At 67.2% G+C, this 19523-nt stretch carries 20 protein-coding genes and 1 tRNA gene; 6 read left to right on the top strand and 15 right to left on the bottom strand.

Going from position 1 to position 19523, the window contains the following annotated elements; genetic code table 11:
- Positions 1-2 precede the first annotated feature (2 nt).
- Both GSH16_RS05135 and GSH16_RS05130 read right to left on the bottom strand, forming a co-directional pair.
- Positions 3-1217 carry an aminotransferase class I/II-fold pyridoxal phosphate-dependent enzyme gene (locus GSH16_RS05135; RefSeq protein ID WP_160852552.1) on the bottom strand — a complete coding sequence of 405 codons (1215 nt, stop codon included), beginning with the start codon at positions 1215-1217 and terminating at the stop codon, positions 3-5.
- An 84-nt stretch (positions 1218-1301) separates the two neighbouring features.
- Entirely contained in the window at positions 1302-2642 is a 1341-nt protein-coding gene (locus tag GSH16_RS05130) for an amidase (protein WP_160852550.1), read from the bottom strand.
- Positions 2643-2726: 84 nt separating this feature from the next.
- Here GSH16_RS05130 and GSH16_RS05125 point away from each other — a divergent pair, with 84 nt between their 5' ends.
- Positions 2727-3953 (top strand): FAD-dependent monooxygenase, encoded by a 1227-nt coding sequence (locus tag GSH16_RS05125; protein ID WP_160852548.1) that lies wholly within the window; start codon positions 2727-2729, stop codon positions 3951-3953.
- Here GSH16_RS05125 and GSH16_RS05120 read toward each other — a convergent pair.
- From GSH16_RS05120 to GSH16_RS05105, 4 genes are all read right to left on the bottom strand, one after another.
- On the bottom strand, positions 3935-4165 hold the full coding sequence (locus GSH16_RS05120) for a Trm112 family protein (RefSeq protein ID WP_160852546.1): 231 nt from the start codon (positions 4163-4165) through the stop codon (positions 3935-3937). The two genes, GSH16_RS05125 and GSH16_RS05120, sit on opposite strands and share 19 nt — an antisense overlap.
- On the bottom strand, positions 4162-4821 hold the full coding sequence (locus tag GSH16_RS05115) for an LON peptidase substrate-binding domain-containing protein (RefSeq protein ID WP_160852544.1): 660 nt from the start codon (positions 4819-4821) through the stop codon (positions 4162-4164). Before GSH16_RS05115 ends, GSH16_RS05120 begins: the two co-directional genes overlap by 4 nt.
- A gap of 34 nt (positions 4822-4855) precedes the next feature.
- Complete coding sequence (locus GSH16_RS05110) at positions 4856-5767, bottom strand: tetratricopeptide repeat protein (RefSeq protein ID WP_160852542.1); 912 nt, start codon at positions 5765-5767, stop codon at positions 4856-4858.
- Positions 5768-5875: 108 nt separating this feature from the next.
- Positions 5876-6463 carry a YfbR-like 5'-deoxynucleotidase gene (locus GSH16_RS05105; protein ID WP_160852540.1) on the bottom strand — a complete coding sequence of 196 codons (588 nt, stop codon included), beginning with the start codon at positions 6461-6463 and terminating at the stop codon, positions 5876-5878.
- A 119-nt stretch (positions 6464-6582) separates the two neighbouring features.
- Between GSH16_RS05105 and ahcY the strand changes: the two genes are divergently transcribed.
- Entirely contained in the window at positions 6583-7977 is a 1395-nt protein-coding gene (gene ahcY / locus GSH16_RS05100; RefSeq protein ID WP_160852538.1) for an adenosylhomocysteinase, read from the top strand.
- 281 nt (positions 7978-8258) lie between these two features.
- Here the strand turns inward: ahcY and GSH16_RS05095 are convergent, their stop codons facing one another.
- The 4 genes from GSH16_RS05095 to tsaD are packed head-to-tail and all read right to left on the bottom strand — an operon-like array spanning position 8259 to position 11040.
- Entirely contained in the window at positions 8259-8678 is a 420-nt protein-coding gene (locus tag GSH16_RS05095) for an EVE domain-containing protein (protein WP_160852537.1), read from the bottom strand.
- A 7-nt stretch (positions 8679-8685) separates the two neighbouring features.
- On the bottom strand, positions 8686-8958 hold the full coding sequence (locus GSH16_RS05090; RefSeq protein ID WP_160852535.1) for a YciI family protein: 273 nt from the start codon (positions 8956-8958) through the stop codon (positions 8686-8688).
- 4 nt (positions 8959-8962) lie between these two features.
- A complete protein-coding gene (locus GSH16_RS05085; RefSeq protein WP_160852533.1) occupies positions 8963-9934 on the bottom strand; it encodes an NAD(P)H-dependent glycerol-3-phosphate dehydrogenase in 972 nt (323 codons plus the stop codon).
- Complete coding sequence (tsaD, locus tag GSH16_RS05080) at positions 9931-11040, bottom strand: tRNA (adenosine(37)-N6)-threonylcarbamoyltransferase complex transferase subunit TsaD (protein ID WP_160852531.1); 1110 nt, start codon at positions 11038-11040, stop codon at positions 9931-9933. The genes GSH16_RS05085 and tsaD overlap by 4 nt, the downstream gene beginning before the upstream one ends.
- On the opposite strand from tsaD, the gene GSH16_RS05075 reads away from it, so the two are divergent.
- The 4 genes from GSH16_RS05075 to GSH16_RS05060 all read left to right on the top strand — a co-directional run bounded on the left by GSH16_RS05075 (position 11039) and on the right by GSH16_RS05060 (position 15115).
- Positions 11039-11848 (top strand): uroporphyrinogen-III synthase, encoded by an 810-nt coding sequence (locus GSH16_RS05075; RefSeq protein WP_160852529.1) that lies wholly within the window; start codon positions 11039-11041, stop codon positions 11846-11848. The two genes, tsaD and GSH16_RS05075, sit on opposite strands and share 2 nt — an antisense overlap.
- A 99-nt stretch (positions 11849-11947) precedes the next feature.
- Positions 11948-13507, top strand: coding sequence for a COG4223 family protein (locus tag GSH16_RS05070; RefSeq protein WP_160852527.1), 1560 nt, complete (start codon positions 11948-11950; stop codon positions 13505-13507).
- A gap of 16 nt (positions 13508-13523) precedes the next feature.
- Entirely contained in the window at positions 13524-14984 is a 1461-nt protein-coding gene (locus tag GSH16_RS05065; protein ID WP_160852525.1) for a heme biosynthesis protein HemY, read from the top strand.
- A 55-nt stretch (positions 14985-15039) separates the two neighbouring features.
- A tRNA-Thr gene (locus GSH16_RS05060) sits at positions 15040-15115 on the top strand.
- 30 nt (positions 15116-15145) lie between these two features.
- Here GSH16_RS05060 and GSH16_RS05055 read toward each other — a convergent pair.
- From GSH16_RS05055 to GSH16_RS05035, 5 genes are read right to left on the bottom strand one after another with little or no spacing between them, the layout of a single operon-like run.
- Complete coding sequence (locus GSH16_RS05055) at positions 15146-15886, bottom strand: polysaccharide deacetylase family protein (protein ID WP_160852523.1); 741 nt, start codon at positions 15884-15886, stop codon at positions 15146-15148.
- A 60-nt stretch (positions 15887-15946) separates the two neighbouring features.
- Positions 15947-16642, bottom strand: coding sequence for an RraA family protein (locus tag GSH16_RS05050; protein WP_160853037.1), 696 nt, complete (start codon positions 16640-16642; stop codon positions 15947-15949).
- Entirely contained in the window at positions 16638-17339 is a 702-nt protein-coding gene (locus GSH16_RS05045; protein ID WP_160852521.1) for an alpha/beta fold hydrolase, read from the bottom strand. Before GSH16_RS05045 ends, GSH16_RS05050 begins: the two co-directional genes overlap by 5 nt.
- Positions 17336-18469 (bottom strand): cobalamin-independent methionine synthase II family protein, encoded by a 1134-nt coding sequence (locus GSH16_RS05040; protein ID WP_160852519.1) that lies wholly within the window; start codon positions 18467-18469, stop codon positions 17336-17338. Before GSH16_RS05040 ends, GSH16_RS05045 begins: the two co-directional genes overlap by 4 nt.
- A 2-nt stretch (positions 18470-18471) precedes the next feature.
- Positions 18472-19521: a dipeptidase gene (locus tag GSH16_RS05035; RefSeq protein ID WP_160852517.1), complete on the bottom strand. Its 1050-nt coding sequence runs from the start codon at positions 19519-19521 to the stop codon at positions 18472-18474.
- Positions 19522-19523: the final 2 nt, after the last annotated feature.

The following is a 19523-nucleotide window of genomic DNA, read 5'->3' as shown; positions in this document are numbered from 1 at the left end:
CCTTACTCCACGCTCCCGTAAAGACAGTCCCGCAGGGCGAGAAGCCCGCGTTCCACGTCTTGCGCGGCAGCAACCAGCGCCACGCGAATATATTGCGCTCCCGGATGACTGCCCCCAAGCACCGGATCTGCTGGCCGGGACAGATACGCCCCCGGCAGAACTCGAATGCCTGTCTCTCGCCACAGACGCACTGTGGCGGCCTCGCCGTCCCCGACATTCAACCAGAGAAAAAACCCGGCCTGCGGAGACTTGTATCCCGGCATGTTACCAAGAATCCGGTCCGCAAGGTCAAATTTTTCACGGTAGAGCGCCCGGTTCGCGGCCACATGTGTCTCTTCGGCCCAAACAGCGGCGGACACGCGCTGCAGCGCATTGGGCACCGGCGCGCCGCTATAGGCCCGCAGGCGGCGCATCTCGGCAATCGCGCCCGGTCCGCCGGCGGCGAAGCCCGAGCGCAACCCCGGCAGGTTCGACCTTTTCGACAGCGAATGGAACACGACCAGCCGTTCGGGGTCGCCACCCATGTCCGCCAGCGCGGCCAGCGCGCCGTCGGGCGCGGCGTCCGGATCGGTCGTGCGGTAGATCTCGGAATAGCATTCGTCGGCCACCACCCGGAAATCGTGCCGCTCGGCGAGGGCAAGCAGGTTCCGCCAGTAGGCACGGTCGGCCACAGCGCCCTGCGGGTTGCTCGGCGAGCACATGTAGACAAGCGCGGTCCGGTCAAGAAGCGCGCGCGGAACCGCGTCGAAATCGGGCAGGAAGCCCGTCTCCTCGGTTGCCGGCACGAACACCGGCTCAGCCCCGACGGCAGCGGCGGCCACGGCATAGCACTGGTAGAAGGGATTGGGCATCAGCACGACCGGGCGCGCACCGGACTTTGCCTCGGGGCAGAGCGCAATTCCGGCGTTGAAGAGCCCCTCCCGCGTGCCGTTCAGCGACAGGATCTGCCGCTCCGGATCGAGCGTGACGCCGTAGCGGCGCACCAGCCAGTCCGCAATCGCCTCGCGCAGTTCCGGCAGCCCCTCGTTCGACGGGTAGACGCCGAAATCGGCGCTGTGCTGCGCGATCAGGTCGGGCACGAAGTCGGGAAACGGATGCTTGGGCTCGCCGATCGACATGGCAAGCTCCGGCCCGCCGGGCGGGATCGGCGCCAACAGGGCGCGCAAGCGGGGAAAGGCGTATTCCGGAAGATCCGAAAACCGCGCGGGGTTCTGCATTGGTGGCCTCAATATCTGGGGGTCTGTCGCCCCTCTTGATCCGCCAGACTAGCCGCGCAGCGCAGACCGGTCCAGCGGCGCCGGTCAGGTTGCGCGAAGGGCTGACTCAACCGCCACACCCAGCCGCAGGAGCCGCTCCTCCTGCCCGGGCAGGGCCAGCAGCATCAGCCCGCAGCCCGGATGGCCGGTCGGCAGGGTCAGGCCACACAGGTCGAACAGGTTGCCGATCCGCGTGTTGCGCAACGTCATCAGGTTCTCGGTCACATAATAGGCCCCGTCCGATTCGAGCCGCGCCCGGTCGGGCGGCAGGTTCGGCGCCGTCGGCAGAATGAATGCATCCACGCCGGCGAGCTTTGCATGAAGGCGCGCGCGCAACCGGTCGAGCCGCGCCCATGCGGCCACATAATCCGGCCCCGAATGTTCCGCGCCGGAGCGGAACCGGTCGCGGATGGGCGCGTACATCTTCTCCGGCGCGGCCTCGATCCGGTCCCGCCAGAGCCCGTAGGCTTCGGCCGTGAACAGGCAGGCAGAGAGCGGCATCGCCTCCTCCACCTCCGGCAGGTCGAGGTCGAACAGGCGGGCGCCAGCGCCGCCCAGACGCTCCGCTATGTCCGCGAAAGCTGCCGCCGGTTCGGGGCGGATATCGTCAAAAGCGGTGCGGGTGCAGATCGCAAGCCGCGCGCCCCCGATTGCGCTGCCCGCCAGATCGGGGGCCCGGTCCACCCCTTCCATCGCCGCCATCAGATGCGCGGCATCGGCCACGCTGCGGGTCAGGGGGCCGACCGTGTCGAACCGCTTGCAGAGCGGCACCACGCCCTCGAGCGAAAGCCGCCCGTGGCTCGTCTTCAGGCCGACCAGATCGTTCCAGGCGGCGGGGATGCGCACCGACCCGCCCGTGTCCGACCCGATGCCTGCCGCCGCCAGCCCGTGGGCCACCGATGCCGCCGCGCCGGAGGAAGATCCACCCGGCGCGCGGTCGAACCCCGCCCGGTTCGGCGGGGTTGCGGTGACCGGGTTGATCCCGAGGCCAGAGAAGGCCAATTCGGACATATGGGTCTTGCCGAGGCACACGAGCCCCGCGCGGGTCGCGTTTGCGAGCACACGCGCATCGCGGTCCGGCACGCGGCCTTGCAGAAGCGCCGATCCGGCTTCGGTCGCGCATCCGGCCGTATCGAACAGGTCCTTCCAGCTGATCGGCACCCCGTCGAGCGGCGAGCGGCGCAGCCCGGCTTTGGCGCGCGCAGCCGCTGCTCCGGCCTCGGCGCGGGCGCGGGCAGGCGTCGTGCGGGCATAAATGGCAGGTCCGGCGTCCGACGCCGCAACCGCGTCGAGAAACGCCTCCGTCAGGTCGCGCGGGTCGAGCCGGCCGGTCTCGATCGCATCGCCCATATCGACCGCAGTGCGGGTGAGCCAGTCTGACGCCATCGAAACTCCTCCATCTGTCTGGCCGCGCACGGTAGCGACGGAATGGCGTCTGGACAATCGCTCTGCGCGATCCATAGTGCGCCTATGGATCGAGACAGTGACATTCTGATCGTGGGTGGCGGGCTGAACGGCCCGGTTCTGGCGCTGGCGCTGGCGCAGGCGGGGCTGACGAGCACGGTGATCGATGCCCAGCCGGCACAGGTGCACCGCAACGCCGATTTCGACGGGCGCGGCTACGCGCTGTCGCTGACGACCGTGCGGATGCTGACGGCGCTGGGGCTGTGGGAGGCGGTGGCCGACCGCGCCGAGCCGATCCTCGATATTGTCGTCTCCGACGGACGGGCGGGCGAGGGCGCATCGCCATGGCACCTGCATTTCGACCATGCCGAGATCGAAGAAGGACCGATGGGCCACGTGCTGGAGGACCGTTATCTGCGCCCGGTCCTGCTCGACGCGCTGCGCGCCGTGCCCGGCATCACGCACCTGACCGACGAGACCGTGACCGCACAGGCAACCTCGCCGCAAACGGCGGAGGTAACCTTGGCCTCCGGCCGGACCTTGCGCGGCGGGCTGCTCGTCGGCTGTGACGGACGCCGCAGCGGCACGGCAGAGCGTGCGGGCATCCGGCGCACCGGCTGGGGCTACGCCCAGACGAGCCTTGTCTGCGCCATCGCGCATGAGCGCCCGCATGGCGGCGCGGCGCACCAGTTCTTCATGCCCTCGGGACCGCTCGCCATCCTGCCATTGCCCGGCAACATGTCCTCGCTCGTCTGGACGGAAACGACAGAGCGGGCCGCGCAGATCATGGCGCTCGATGATGCAGGCTATATGGACGAGCTGCGCCCGCGCATCGGCGCGTTTCTGGGCGAGATTGCGCTGTGTGGAAAACGGTTTGCCTATCCGCTCGATCTGACGATCGCAAACAGCCTGACAGGCGAACGGCTTGCGCTCGCCGGCGACGCGGCCCACGGCGTCCACCCGCTGGCGGGACAGGGGCTGAACCTCGGGCTGCGGGACGTGGCAGCGCTGGCTGAAGTGCTGGTCGATGCGACCCGGCGGGGGGAGGATTTCGGCGCGCGCGACGTGCTTGCCCGCTACCAGCGCTGGCGCGGCGTGGACGTAACCGCTCTCGCGGTCGCCACCGACGGGATCAACGCGCTTTTCTCGAATGACAATCCGCTCCTGAGGCCGCTCCGCGACCTTGGCCTTGCGGCAGTCAATGCCGTCCCGGGCTTGCGGCGGGGCCTGATCCGGGAGGCCGCGGGCCTGACCGGCGACCTTCCGCGCCTGCTTCAGGGCGTGCCGCTCTGAGGCGGCGCCGCACCGTTCGGTGCGGCATCGAGCGGTCGCGCCTCGTCCACCAGCATCACCGGCACACCGTTGCGGATCGGAAAGGCCAGACCGGCCGCCGCTGACACCAGCTCCTGTCTGGATGCGTCATAGCGCAGGGTCGCACGGGTGACCGGACAGACCAGCCGTTCCAGCATATGCCGGTCGGAGACCGGCGGATCGGCCGGGCTCATTGGAGCGCCCCCTCATCCCCGCCGCCGGTCGCCATGGAAAATTCCATCAGCGCCTGCAGGGTCTGCCGGCGCTCGGTCAGATGCGGCGCTTCGAGCAGGGCCTGTTTTTCCTCCTCCTCGAACGGAAGGAGCATGGAGAGCGAATTGATGAGCAATTCGGTGTCGGCCTGTTTCATCGTTTCCCAGTCGGACGTCAGGTTCGACTGGGTGAAATACTGCTCCAGCACCCTGAAGAAAGCCGCGCGGTCGAAGCCCGGATCCTGCTCCTTGCCGCCAAGGTCAGCGGAAAAATCGGACCATTCGACCCGCGCCTTCAGATAGGGCGTGAACCCTTCCTCGACCGTCTGGATGCGAAACCGGCTGACGCCGGCCAGCGTGATCATGTAGCGCCCGTCCTCGGTCTCGGAGAAGGAGACGAGCCGGCCTGCGCAGCCGATCGCATGGAAGCTCTGTGCGCCTGGCTGGCCGCCCGGGCCGGAGCGCGGCTGGACCATGCCGATCATCCGGCTCGGATTGGCCAGCACATCGTCGAGCATGGCCAGATAACGGGGTTCGAAAATGTTCAGCGGCAGCCGTGTGCGCGGCAGAAGCACCGCGCCGGGCAGGGGGAAGACCGGAACAATGTCCGGCAGATCCGCAAGACTGTCCGTCTTCACCGCTTCCCCCCGTCAGGCCCGGCGCCGCGCGTGCTCAGGCAAAAATCATGGAGGACAGGCGCCGCCGTCCCCTCTGGGCATCCTCATTCTTGGGACCGAGCGAGTCCAGAAGTTTCAGCAATTGGGTCTTGGCCGCCGCGTCGTTCCACTCGCGGTCGCGGGCGAAAAGATCGAGCAGCGTGTCGATCGCATCCGCATTGCGCCCGTCGGAGATATAGGCCGTCGCGAGATCGAGTCGCAGCTGCATATTGTCAGGGTCAGCCGCCACCTGCGCCTCGATCGCGCCAGCCTCGCCCGCGCCCGCGCTGTCGCTGGCCAGATCGAGCTGCGCGAGCGCGGCTGCGAGAGCCGGATCGCCTTCCTTGCCTTCGGGAACGAGCGCGCGGAGCTGTTGTGCCTCTTCAACCTGACCGACAGCCAGTTGCGCCCGGATCATGCCGCCCAGCGCCTTGAGATTGTCGCGGTCCTCGGCAAGGATCGCGGCAAAGGTCTGGGCCGCGTCGGTCGCATTGCCTTCCGCCAGCATTTCCTCGGCCATCTCGATCGCCTCGTCGAGACCGCCACCGCCGCCCTGTGCGATCAGACCGTCGATGAATTGCTTGATCTGGGCGGGACCCTGCGCGCCCATGAACCCGTCGACAGGCTGGCCGTTGACGAAACCGAAAACGGCCGGGATCGACTGGACCCGCATCTGTCCGGCGAGCATCTGGTTCTCGTCGACATTGACCTTGACCATGCGGACCTTGCCGCCGGCGGCCTGCACGGCGCTCTCCAGAGCCGGGCCGAGCGTTTTGCACGGGCCGCACCAGGGCGCCCAGAAATCGACGATGACCGGTACCTCGCGCGAGGCTTCGATCACATCCTGCATGAAGGTGGCTTCGCTGCTGTCCTTGACGAGCTCGGCCCCTGCCGCGCCCCCGGCGGCACCCTGTCCGAATTCCAACATCCTACTGTTCCTTTCCCGCGCGGCGCTTCGGCGCGCATCTGGCATATGCTTGCCGCAGATATACGGTGCGCACGGCACGAATTAAACCCGTGGCCATGCGTGCCGTCGTCAGAGCGCCGACAGGAGCTCCCTATGTCGGTCAAGAAACGCCCGGCGCACATCGGCGGGCGGCGCCGCACTCAGCATCCGGTCGGCGACCGGTGCCACCGGACGGGTGAAGAACCTGTCGGCCTCGGCCTCGGAGAAGCCGGCTATATGCACGGCCTCCATCCAGGCGGACATGCGGTCGGCTTTCTTGATCTGGCGCTTGACGGTCGCCGGGATCTCGGCCGGCAAACCGTAGCGCAGATGCACGGCGGCCATCAGGCGCGCATCCATCGCCTTGTAGCCCGGTCCGACAGCGGCCTTTACCGGCGAGATCATGTCCCCGATCACATATTCCGGCGCATCGTGGAGAAGCGCCGCGAGCCGCCAGCGGACCGGGGCTTTCGGCGCGATCAGGCCGAAAAGTTCCTCCACCAACAGCGAATGTTCGGCGACCGAATAGGGGAAATCGCCCCGCGTCTGGCCGTTCCAGCGCGCCACGAAACTCAATCCGTGGGCGATATCCTCGATCTCGATATCGAGCGGCGACGGGTCGAGCAGGTCGAGCCGTCGGCCGGACAACATCCGCTGCCAGGCGCGGGCAGGTGGCATGGCGGGCAACTCCTTCGTGAACCTCCCCTTACCTAGTCGCGCGGGGCAGCCCTTGTCGATACCGCGCGGCGGGTGGTAAGGGGGCTGCTGTAACTTCCAATGGGAAAGGGGCCTGGCCCATGTCGAACGACTATATCGTCAAGGATATCGCGCTGGCGGATTTCGGGCGCAAGGAACTGGACATTGCCGAAACGGAAATGCCGGGCCTGATGGCGCTGCGTGCCGAATATGGCGACAAGAAGCCGCTGAAGGGCGCGCGGATCGCCGGGTCGCTGCACATGACGATCCAGACCGGTGTGCTGATCGAGACGCTGGTCGCGCTCGGCGCGGAAGTGCGCTGGGCCTCGTGCAACATCTTTTCCACGCAGGATCACGCGGCGGCGGCCATTGCCGAGGCCGGCGTTCCGGTCTTCGCCATCAAGGGCGAAACGCTGGAGGAATATTGGGACTATGCGGACAAGATCTTCGATTTCCCCGAAGGCACCGCGAACCTGATCCTCGATGATGGCGGCGACGCGACCATGTACATCCTGCTCGGCGCACGGGCAGAGGGCGGCGACACGGCCTTCCTCGACACGCCGGGTTCCGAGGAAGAGGTCGCGCTCTTCGCCCAGATCCGCAAACGGCTCGCCGCCGCGCCGGGCTGGTTCACCAAGCAGCGTGACGCGATCCAGGGCGTGTCGGAGGAAACGACAACCGGCGTCAACCGGCTCTACAAGCTGGTCGAGCGGGGCGAACTGCCCTTCCCGGCGATCAACGTGAATGACAGCGTCACCAAGTCGAAATTCGACAACAAATATGGCTGCAAGGAATCGCTCGTCGACGGCATCCGCCGCGCGACCGACACGATGATGGCCGGCAAGACGGCGGTCGTCTGCGGCTATGGCGATGTCGGCAAGGGCTCGGCTGCATCGCTGCGTGGCGCGGGTGCGCGTGTCAAAGTCACCGAGATCGACCCGATCTGCGCGCTTCAGGCCGCGATGGACGGGTTCGAGGTGGTGACGCTCGAGGATGCCGTGTCCTCGGCCGACATTTTCATCACCACGACCGGCAACAAGGACGTGATCCGCATCGAGCATATGCGCGAGATGAAGGACATGGCGATCGTCGGGAATATCGGCCATTTCGACAATGAAATTCAGGTCGCCGCGCTGAAGAACCACAAATGGACCAACATCAAGGACCAGGTGGACATGATCGAGATGCCGTCGGGCAGCCGGATCATCCTGCTCTCCGAAGGGCGGCTCCTGAACCTTGGCAACGCGACCGGACACCCGTCCTTCGTCATGTCGGCCTCCTTCACCAATCAGGTGCTCGCGCAGATCGAGCTCTGGACCCGTGCGGATGCCTATGAGAACAAGGTCTACATCCTGCCCAAACATCTCGACGAGAAGGTCGCTCGCCTGCATCTGGAACGGATCGGCGTGAAGCTGACCGAACTGTCCGACGATCAGGCCGACTATATCGGCGTGACGCCCGCGGGCCCGTTCAAGCCGGAACATTACCGCTACTGATCCGGCACGCGCAGAACCCCTTCAGGAAACGGCCCCCGCGCGGGGCCGTTTTCGTTGGTTTCGAACCGAATTTTAAGGACTATGCGTTTGCCCGTCCCGCCCAGCTCTGGCATCGTTTCAGGGTCGGGATCGAATTTGTAAGCCCCCACGCGTCAACGAGATCCTGGCCGGCTGGTGGTCGATCCAAGGTGACCTGACCGCCGAAAACACAGAAGGGAACCCGTGTTGAACCGGGTTCCCTTTTTTCGTTGGGTCCTGCGTTTGAGTCGGCCTCGCGGGCGTCAGCCCGTGTAGCCCCCCATCCCGCAGACGATGGCCCATTCCTCGGCCGTGACCGGCTGCACCGACAGGCGCGTATTGTTGACGAGCACCATGTCGGACAGGCGCGGCTCCGCCTTGCAATCGTCCAGCGTCACCGGTGTCGGGAAAGACCCGACGGCGCGGATATCGACACATTCCCAACGTGCATCATCGGTGGTGCTGTCGGGATGGGCCTCGGCGATCACCTCGACCACGCCGACGATCCGCTTCTCGTTCACCGAATGGTAGAAGAAACCAAGGTCGCCGACCGACATCTCCCGCATATTGTTGCGCGCCTGATAGTTGCGGACGCCGTCCCATTCCTCGCCCGCGTCGCCCTTGGCCAGCTGGTCGTCCCAGCCCCAGGTGTTCGGTTCGGATTTGAAGAGCCAATAGCGCATCGTCCCGTTACCCCACCACCCGGTTCCAGGCCTCGATGGACACATTCTCGAAAAGACCGGCCTTCGCATAGGGGTCCGCGGCGGCCCAGGCTTCCGCCTCGGCGCGGGTCTCGACATCGAGGATCAGGAGCGAGCCGCACATCTGCCCGTCCGCATCAAGGAACGGACCGGCCTGCTGGACGACACCCGAGCTGCGGATATGGTCCAGATGCGCCTCGCGGTTGGCCTTGCGGGTTTCAATGGCGCCGGGCTTGTCGCGGCAGATGAGGGCATAGAGCATGGGTTCAGGTCTCCTGTCGAAGGGGGCGGGACAGTAGCCTGTCCATCGCCTCGTGAATGGAAAGGTGTCCGGCGAGCACATCGGCAACGGCGGCGGCAATCGGCGCCTCCTGCCCGTGGGCCTGCGCCAGCGCAACGGCGGCGGCGGCGGTGGCCGCGCCCTCCACAGTCTGGCCCTCGGCCGGCACGGCGCCCGACGCGCGGTCCATGCCAGCGGCGAAATTGCGCGACTGGCGCGAGGTGCAGGTGAGCGCAAGGTCGCCAAGCCCCGACAAGCCGGTCAGCGTCTCGGCCCGTGCGCCCATCGCCGCTGCGAGCCGGGTCATCTCCGCGAACCCCCGCGTCATCAGCGCGGCACGGGCGCTTTCCCCGAGCCCAGCGCCAACCGCCAGCCCGCAAGCGATGGCGATCACGTTTTTCAGCGCGCCGCCCAACTGCACGCCGGTCGGATCGTCGCTGAGGTAGAGCCGCAGACGGTCTGTCGACAGCGCCTGCTGGAGCATAGAGGCGCATGCCGCGTCATGGCCGGCGAGCGACAGGGCGGTCGGCAACCCGCGCGCCAGCTCGCTCGCGAAACCGGGGCCCGACAGGACGGCAATACCGTCCTTCGGCCAATGGTCGGCGGCGATGTCGGACATGAGCGCACCGGTATCGCGCTCGATCCCTTTGGCGCACAGGACGAGCGGGACCTTCGGCAGGGCTGCGGCATGCGCTTCCAGAAAACGTCGGGTCGCCTGCGCGGGAACCACGCACAAAAGCAGGTCCGCGCCCGAGAGCGCATCGAGCGCTCCGGTCACGGCCAGCCCTTCGGGCAGGGGGAGGCCGGGCAGGTAGCGCGCGTTTTCCCGCGTCCTGTCCATGGCAGCGACCTGGTCCGCGTCACGACCCCAGAGCGTGACTGTCGCGCCGCCGCGGGCCAGCGCAATCGCCAGTGCCGATCCGAAGGCCCCGGCCCCGATGACGCCGATGCGGTTCATGCTTTCGCGCCCTTGCGGCCCGACCCGACGAGCGGCCGGGCGGCTGCGTCGAGCGGCCAGCGCGGCCGGGCGGTGATCGATGCGTCAAGCGCCGCGCCGTCGGCGATCCGTTCGATCCCGGCCCATGCGATCATCGCCGCATTGTCGGTGCAAAGCGCAAGCGGCGGTGCGGTGAAGGCGAAACCGGCATCGGCGGCCACCTGTTCGAGGCCGGCGCGGATTGCGCCGTTCGCCGCCACCCCGCCGGCCACGGCAAGTGTCGCGTCGCGCCGCCCTGTCCGGTCGGCAAACAGGCCGATGGCACGGCGGGTCTTTTCCACCAGAACGTCACGCACCGCGGCCTGAAAGCCCGCGCACAGATCGGCCCTGTCTCTCCGCGTCAGCCCGCCCTTCTCGGCCACGATCCCGTCGCGGGCCCGGCGCAAGGCGGTCTTCAGACCTGAAAAGCTCATATCCGCGCCCGGTCGGTCCAGAAGGGGGCGCGGAAAGGCGAACCGCTCGGGGTCGCCGTCGCGCGCCTCGGCCTCGACCAACGGTCCGCCGGGATAACCGAGCCCGAGAAGTTTCGCCGTCTTGTCGAACGCCTCGCCCGGCGCGTCATCGATCGAGCCGCCCAGACGCGCGAACCGGTCCGGCCCCTCGACCGCGAGAAACTGGCAATGGCCGCCGGAGACGAGCAGCATCAGAAAGGGATAGGTCACGCTATCGGTGAGCCGCGGGGTCAGCGCATGGCCGGCCAGATGGTTCACGCCGACGAGCGGCAGGTCAGCACCGGCGGCAAGGCCGCGCGCGCACATGACACCCGACAGGACGCCGCCGATCAGGCCCGGACCGGCGGTGACCGCGATCGCATCGAGATCGGACAGGCTGCACTCGGCGTCGGCAAGGGCCCGCGCAACGCACAGGTCGAGCTGTTCCGCATGGGCGCGGGCGGCGATCTCCGGCACGACGCCACCAAAGGCGGCATGAAGGTCGGTCTGGCCTGACACGACAGAGGACAGGATCCGCGGCGCGTCGTTGCCGCCCGGCCAGCCGGTCACCACAGCCGCTGCCGTGTCATCGCAACTGCTTTCCACGCCGAGCACCGTCAGCGGGCGCCCTGTCATGTCTATGATCCGTTTGCCTGTCATCCCCGCGAGCGGTAACACCATGGTCATGAACACGCAATCCTCGCGCCGGCCCTGCCTGCTCCTGACCCGTCCGCAACGGGCGGCTGACGCGTTTGCCGCCGCGACCGAAGCCGCGCTCCCCGGCCGGTTCGAGATCCTGATCGCGCCACAGCAGCGGATCGTCCCGCGACCAGACCCACTGGCGGGCATGGACCTGTCCGGTCCGGGCACGCTCATCCTGACATCGCGCAACGGGGTGGCCGCCGCTGCCGCATTGTCCGGCCTGCCCGACCTGCCTGCCGTCACTGTCGGGGAAAAGACCGCGGAGGCGGCCCGCGGAGCCGGGATCGCGGTTCGCGCTGCCTATCCCGATGCTGACGCGCTGGTGGCCGCCTTGCGCGATCCCGGACCGGAGCCGCGCCCGATGCTCCACCTGAGCGGCGCGCACCACCGCGGCGATATCGTGGAACGGTTGCAGGCGGCCGGGCAACCGGCATCCCGGATCATCCTCTATGATCAGCCGGAGGTGCCGCTCTCGGATGCAGCGCAGCGCGCCTTGCGGAACGGGCGCGTGGACCTTCTGCCGCTCTTCTCGCCACGCAGTGCGGCGCTCTTCGCCAACGCAGCCCGCACCGCAAACTGGCCCACAGACGACCTGACCCTGATCGGGATGAGCAGCGCCTGTCTGGACCCTCTATCGGACCTGCAGGTCCGTGCTCGCCACACCGCCGCGCGGCCCGACGCAGCTTCCATGCTCGACGCCCTGCGTCAGTTCGCCCAACAGATTGGCGGGGAACCGCTTTAACCTTTGCCAAGTTGACCTTGAGATAGACCTCGGGAGTCCATACTCTAAACGAAAAGCACCGTGCCCGCGTATTTCAAGGCACGCCTTCAGGACAGGTTGATGGCCAGAACACCCAAGACGCCCGAAGAGGCGACCGATCCGGACGCGCTCAAGGACCCGAAAGACAGCAAATCGACACCCGACACCGCGGCCGACGCCACGGACGGGGAGGCTGTGACAGATACCAGCGATGCGGGATCGGACGCGCCGGCTGAGAAAGCGCCGAAGCCAGCCCGCAAGAAACCGGCGTCCAGCCGGTCGAAAAGCAGCACGGGCCGCAAGAAGGTACCCGCACCGGCCGATCCGTTCGCGCAGGGCGAAAACGGCGCCTCGGACGCTGCGTCCACCGACACGCCGGACACGGAACCGCTCACGGATGCCGTGGAGGCTCCGGCAGAAGAAGCGGCGCCTGCCGAAGCGGAACTGGCCGATATTCCCGCTGAAACACCTTCAGAGGCGCCCGACCTCGCCGCCACCGCCTATGCCGAGGAGCACCATGCCGCGGACGCGGCGCTGGAGGCGGAAGAGGACCATTCCACAAGCCTTGCGGCCCGCGCGCTCCAGATCATCGCGCTTCTGTTCATCGGCGCGCTGATCGCGCTTTGGGCCGCGCCGAAGATCGCGCAGAACCTGCCCGCGGGCATGGCGCCAGTCGCCGAGTGGTTGGCGCCAGGTCAGGCGGAGCTTGCCGAACGGCTGGAGGCAGAAAATGCCGCCCTCGCCGCCCGGATCGCCGCGCTGGAGGAGGCACCGGCCCCCGAGACGGGCACGCCTGCGGAAGTGGAAACGCTGCGCGCCGAGCTTGACCAGTTGCGCGATGCGCTGCAATCGAGCGGCGCCGGTGATCTGGAAAGCCGGATCGCGGCCGCGGAAAGCCGGATCGACGGGCTCGTCGGGGCATTCGGGTCGCTGGAACAGCAACTGACGGACGCCGCGGCCTCCGAAGGCGGCACGATCAATTCCGCGCAACTGGCCGCCATGGCCGCAAATGTCGACGGGCTGAAAGCAGAGATCGAGACGCTCCTCTCGCGCAACGAGGATCTGAACCGCCGGATCGGGGAAATCGCGGCCACCGCCAGCGACCGGGCCGAAGCTGCGGAGGAAAGCGCCGCCCAGGCCTCCCAGTCGGCCGAAATCCGCACCGGACTGGCCGCGGTATCCGCTGCGATCACGACGGGACAGCCGTTTGCGAGCGACCTGTCGCGGCTCGAGGAGGCGCTAGGCACGGACGCGCCGGATGACCTGACATCCGTGGCAGACAGCGGCGTGGCGACCATGCCGGCCCTGCGCGCCAGTTTCGGCGGGGCCGCTCATGATGCGATCCGGGCCTCGATACGGGCCGGGTCCGGCGACGGGGCGGCTTCGAAACTCGGCGCGTTCCTGAAAGCGCAGATGGCCTCCCGCTCGCTGGAGCCGCAATCGGGCCTGACACCGGATGCGATCCTGTCGCGGATGGAGGATGACCTGCGGCAGGACAATCTGGCCGCGGCCCTCGACGAGGCAGACGACCTGCCGAGCGAGGCGCAGGCCGCGATGCAGGGCTGGCTCGACCGCGCACGGGCGCGGCAGGCCGCCGTGGCCGCACTGGCGGAGCTTGAACGCTCCGCCGCTTTGAACTGAGCGAGGGGGAAGGCCGATGCTCTGGTCGATCGTCAAGGTCACTGTCTATGTCGCGCTCGTCGCGGTTCTGGCCTATGGCGCCGCCTGGCTCATGGACGCGCCCGGGGAAATCTCGCTGGCCTTCGCGGGGCGGGAATGGACCCTGTCGCCGCTCGGCTTCGTCATCCTCGGCATTCTCGTCTTCGTTCTGGTCTGGGTGCTGATCCGGCTCGCCGGTCTGGTCACCGCCACGATCCGGTTCCTGACCGGCGATGAAACCGCTCTGTCGCGTTTCTTCGACAAGAGCCGCGAGCGGAAAGGCTACCGCGCCCTGTCGGACGGGATGATCGCACTGGCCAGTGGCGACAGCCGTGCCGCGATGGCGCAGGCAACCAAGGCCGAGCGGCTGTTGCAGAACCCGCGCATGACCCGGCTCCTGAACGCACAGGCCGCCGAGATGGACGGCAACACGGTCCGGGCCACGGGCTATTACAAGGAGATGCTGCAGGACGATCTGACGCGGTTCATCGGCATACGCGGCCTGATGCGCCAGAAGCTGGAGGAAGGCGACACAGAAACAGCCGCCAAGCTGGCCCAGAAGGCGCTGGAAGTGAAGCCGAAGAATCTGGAAGTGATCGACACGCTCTTCGAGATCCAGGCGCAGGAACAGGATTGGGGCGGCGCCCGCCAGACGCTCGACGCCAAGGTGCGCGCAGGCGGTCTGCCGAAGGATGTCGGCACGCGGCGCAGCGCGGTCCTGTCCCTGGCCGAAGCCATGGAGCAAGCGCCCGACAGCGAAGCGGCCCGCAGCGCGGCGATCGAGGCCAATCGGCTCGCCCCGACGCTTGTTCCGGCGGCAGCGCTGGCCGCCCGCGCGCAGGTGGCCCGCGGCAACAGCCGTGCCGCCCGCAAGACGATCCTGAAAGCCTGGGCGACAACCCCGCATCCGGATCTGGCAGCCGCCTATGCGCAGCTCGAACCCGGAGAGACGCCCGGGGAAAGGCTGACCCGGTTCGCGCCCCTGTTCAAAGCCGCGCCCGACCATCCCGAATCGGTCATGCTGAAGGCCGAACTACAACTGGCGGCAGAGGAATTCCCCGCTGCCCGAAGCACGATCGCCCCGCTGGTAGAGGAAGACCCGACCGCCCGCAGCCTCGCCATCATGGCGGCGGCGGAACGCGGCACGGGCGCCGAGGACCGCGTGGTGCGCGGCTGGCTCGCCAAGGCGCTCGAAGCGCCGCGCGGCCCGCAATGGGTATGCAGCAAATGCCGCGCCATTCACGCCCAGTGGCACCCGGTCTGCGCCAGTTGCGAGGCATTCGACACGCTGAGCTGGACCGCGCTGCCGAAACAGGAAGCGGACGGACAGGCCCGCTCGGCCATGCTGCCGCTGATCGTCGGGCTCCTGTCCGAACAGGATGCCGACACGGCGGATGCGATGGCCAGCGAGGGTGCGGAAGAGGAAATCGAGGATGCAGAGGAAGTGGCGACCGGCTGAGCCGCCATAACCGCTGGACACGCCCCGCGAACTGGCATAGAAACCGCCCCGGTTGGCCGCTGTAGCTCAGCTGGTAGAGCACGTCATTCGTAATGATGGGGTCGGAGGTTCGAGTCCTCTCAGCGGCACCAGTTTTTCCCGAAAGTATTAAGTAGCGGACTTTATGGTCCGGCGAGATCTGCCTGACTTTCCAACGCCATGGCGCGCGCGAAACCGGTCAATGTGTGGAACTTCAGACCGCGCCTGCGGATCATGGCCAGCGCGCGTTCGAGGTCTTCAAGCGTCGCGTAGCGGCCCGGGCCGTCATTGCGCAACCTTATGTCATGACCGGTGAAAATACCGACGCCGCCCCCGTCGGCAATGGAGTCCAGAATCGTGGCAAACCACCCGGTGCCACCCTGTCCGACATGACGGAAATCCACCGATCCGATATTGTGGACCATCCGATGGCGACCGGTTTGCCGATAAACGCGGCGGGGCAGACGGTCTGCCGTCAGGCCTCTTGGCCCCTTGGTCCGAACAATCTCGAACCGCGTGCCCAGCGCGCGGCGCGTGTCATGGGTCGAGGCGTGATAGGGGCAGGCGAAGCTGGTTGCCGGAAACCCGGCAGCGCGATGCTCGCGGATGCCGGCATCCACTTCTTCTGCCAGCCAATGCTCGATCCCATGGCGCTCGAGATAGGGCCTTAGCCTTGGGTGGGTCCGGCTGTGCAGCGCGATTTCGTGCCCGTCATTCTGAAGCTGGTGCAGCCCGTCAAGCTGCGCCTCGGTCGCCATGTGGAGCATCGTCACGCAAAAGGTGACACGCGCATCAAACCGGTCAAAGAGCGGACGCGCCGCCAGCCAGTTCTCTACAAACAGATCGTCGAATGTCAGGCAAACGCCCGGTTGGATCGCGGTCATCGGGGGCCTGATCGTTGCATTTTCTAAGCGCATTCAGCCAACAACAGACCCCGCTCTGGATCAAGTTCGCGCTTTCTCGAATGCGGCCCATGCTTCGGCAAACGCCTCGATATCGAACTCCGGCCTGCGGGCGGGTTCCAGGATCAGAGCCTCGGCTTGCTGCAAGGTCCGGATCGCCGTGGCCATCCGGTTGATCAGCTCTGCCGGGATGATAAGCGCGCCGTGGCGGTCGGCATGGACCAGCTCGCCCGGACGGACCTCCATCCCGAAAATCCGCACCGGCTCGTCGATCGCGGTGACGTGTACGAAAGCATGGCTCGGGCCGACCGACCCGGCCACCACGGGAAACCCGTCGGGCAGGTCGCCGAGGTCCCGCATCACACCATTGGTCAGCGCTCCGCTCAGGCCCAGCCCCTTGTGAACGGTGGTGTTGATCTCCCCCCAGAAGGCGCCGACAGCGTCCGCGCCGTCCTCATCCTCCACCACTGCGACAGACGGATCCGGGCCGCCCGCCATGTAGCGGTAATAGTCCATCCGGCGCGCTTTCAGGACGTCCGCCGGTTCGGCCGGCGGATCGGCCGCGCGGATGCGGGCGGTGCGCGCGAAGCCGACAATGGGCGGTGCAACGGGATCGGAGCAGAGCATCGTGCCGCGGGTGAACCGGTCGAACCCGCGCCGCCCCTCTGCCGTCTCGATCGCGTTGCAAACCGTTGGCGTGTCGACGCTGCGCAGGAGCGCCAGCAGATCGGGATCAATGGACATGGGCAAGCCAGCCTTCCAGCGCCGCGGTCACATCATCCGGCGCTTCCAGAGTTGCAAGATGCCCGATGCCGGGCAGAATCGTCAGCGTGCTGTCGGGGATGAGTTCGTGCATCATCTCGTGCCGCGCCACCGGGCACAACAGGTCTTCCGACCCGCAAAGCACCAGCGCGGGCACATCGAGCGCGCGGAGCGTCTCTGTCTGGTCGGGCCGCGACTGGAGCGCGCGCGACTGGCGTACGAACACGTCCGGGCCCAGTTCCACCGCCATGGTCATGCAAGTGTCGAGCACCTCCTGCCGGTGCGGCACGTCCGAGACGTAATTGGGCTTCAGTTCGTCCCGCATAACCCGTTGCAGATGCCCGGCCTGAACGGCCTCGATCTGCGGTTCCCGCCAGAGGCGGATTGTGTCCGTCTCTGGCAGGGGATTGGTGCTGAGAAGCGCCAGCCCGGCCACTCGGTCGGGCGCCTGACGCACGATCTCCATCGCGACGATCCCGCCCATCGAGACACCGCCGAGCGCGAACCGGTCGGGCGCGTCGGCAAGCACGGCCGCCGCCAGTTCCGTCATATTGTCCGCTCCGCCAATCCCCGGCACCGATACGGTGCGCGACGGCGACAGGGCCGCCACCTGCGGGGCGAAGAGCCGCGCATTGCACATCATGCCGGGCAGGAGGAGGAGCGGCAGCGTCATGCGCAATCTCGCGCCAGCGCCGCCCCTTCGGACAGGGTCGCCAGTTTGGCATAGGCAATGTCGGGATCGACCGCGCCGAATCCCGCGAATGTGCCGAACCCGCAATCCGTGCCTGCCATCACGCGGTCGGCTCCGACAATTCCGCCAAAGCGGGTCAGCCGCTCGGCCACCAGTTCGGGATGTTCGACGAAATTGGTGGTCGTATCGACGACGCCGGGCACCAGCACGCGGTCATCGGGAATGTCCGCCCGCCGGTCACGGAACACGGTCCACTCATGGGCGTGACGGGGGTTCGAGGTCTCGAACAAAAGATACCGCGCCTTCGCTTTCATCAGGATGGGAAAGACTTTCGCCATATCGATATCGCAGCAATGCGGCCCCTCGTAATTGCCCCAGCAGATATGCACCCGCACCCGGTCTTGCGGGACATTGGCCAGCGCATGGTTCAGCGCCTCGACATGCATCTCGGCGACCTTCAGGAACTCATCATCGGACAGATCGGTAAAGAGCATGTGACGCGACAGGGCGAGGTCGGGACAATCGAGTTGCAGGTCGAGCCCGGCACTGGTGATCGTCTCATACTCGTCGCGCATCGCGTCGGCGAGCGCGGCCAGATAGGCCTCTCGGTCGGGATAATGCTGGTTCTGCAGGAAGAGCGAGATCACGCCCGGGGATGCCGCGTTCATGAAGCCGCGCTCGACCCCGGCCGCCGCCATTCCGGCTTTCAGATTGTCGATATCCTTCTGCAATTCGCCCTGACCCTTGGAGCGCACCTCGCCCGTGCACATCGGTCGGGCATATTTCGGCGTGCCGCCATCGTTGGCGAGTCGCTCGAGAAAGCCGGGAAACATCTTCAGATCGGCCGGCGCATTGCGGGGGCTGTCACCGGAGAAGCCCGTATAGCGGTCCTTCACATAGGTCGCGTAGGAGATTTTCGATGTCTCCCCGTCGCTGACCACATCGACCCCGGCCTCCTTCTGGCGGGCGACGGTCGCGGCGACGTTGCGGGCCATGCAGGCGTCGAAATCGGCCCCGTCATAGTCTTCGCCTCGTTCCCGCGCGAAGATGAAATCCACCACCTCCTGGCTGCGCGGCAGGCTGCCGACATGGGTCACGGCAAATTTGGTCATGTTCAGTTCCCCCAGACGCGGCGGAGGAGCCGCCGCCAGTTCGCATTGCAAATCTTCTCGATGAGCGGTTCGCCGAACCCGTGGTCCCGCATCGCCCTGCGCAGGTTCGGCAGGTCCGCCGCGGAGCCAAGCCCCTCGGGCATCGGCGCCCCGTCGAAATCGGAGCCGAGTCCGACATGGTCGTCCCCCGCGAGCGACACCATCCGGTCGAGATGGCGCATCGCGGCTTCCATCCCGCCAGCCGGGTCGGCGCGCCCGTCCTCACGCAGGAAGATCGTCCCGAAATTGAGTCCCACAATCCCGCCGGTCTGGCCGATTGCGCGCAACTGATCATCCGTCAGGTTGCGCGCACCGGGCGACAGGGCATGAGTGTTCGAATGGCTGGCAACAAGCGGCAGTCCGGCATCGGCCACATCTTCGAACCCCGCCATATTGAGGTGGCTGAGATCGACGATGATCCGAAGCTCCGCGCAGCGCGCCACCAGCCGGCGCCCGGCTTCGGTCATCCCCGGACCGGTATCGGGGCCCGATGGAAACCGCAGCGGCACGCCATGGCCGAAGATCGTCGGGCGGCTCCAGACCGGCCCGAGCGACCGCAACCCCGCCGCATGAAGCGTGTCCAGCGCCAGCAGATCGGCATCGATCGCCTCCGCGCCCTCCATATGCATAACGGCCGCCAGCCGGCCCGCGCCCATTGCGGCATCGATCTCGGCTGCGGTGCGGCAGAGCGACAGGAGCCCGGCGCGGTCGAGCCGGTGCAGGATCGCGGCCTGTTCCGTGGCGACACGCAGGGCGCCGTCCTGCGCGACCGGATCGGGCAGCGGAATGTCATAGCCCTCCTGCAGGAAGGCCGCGAAATCGAGCCCTTCGGGGCTTGGCACAAAGATCGCGAAGAGCCCGCCTGCGAACCCGCCTACGCGGGCCTGCTCCAGCGACAGATGCCCGCCGTCAGCCGCTCGGAACCGCTCCTCGACCCCGTCTGCGCCGCCCGACCAGAGCCGCAGGAGCACGTCATTGTGCCCGTCGAAAACGGGCGGGTCCTGCACGCCCATCG

The sequence above is a fragment of the Oceanomicrobium pacificus genome, from assembly GCF_009833495.1.
GTDB classification, from domain to species: Bacteria; Pseudomonadota; Alphaproteobacteria; order Rhodobacterales; family Rhodobacteraceae; genus Oceanomicrobium; species Oceanomicrobium pacificus.
The sequence above is the reverse complement of the archived record's forward strand: the minus strand, read 5'-3'. Positions and strand labels throughout refer to the sequence as shown.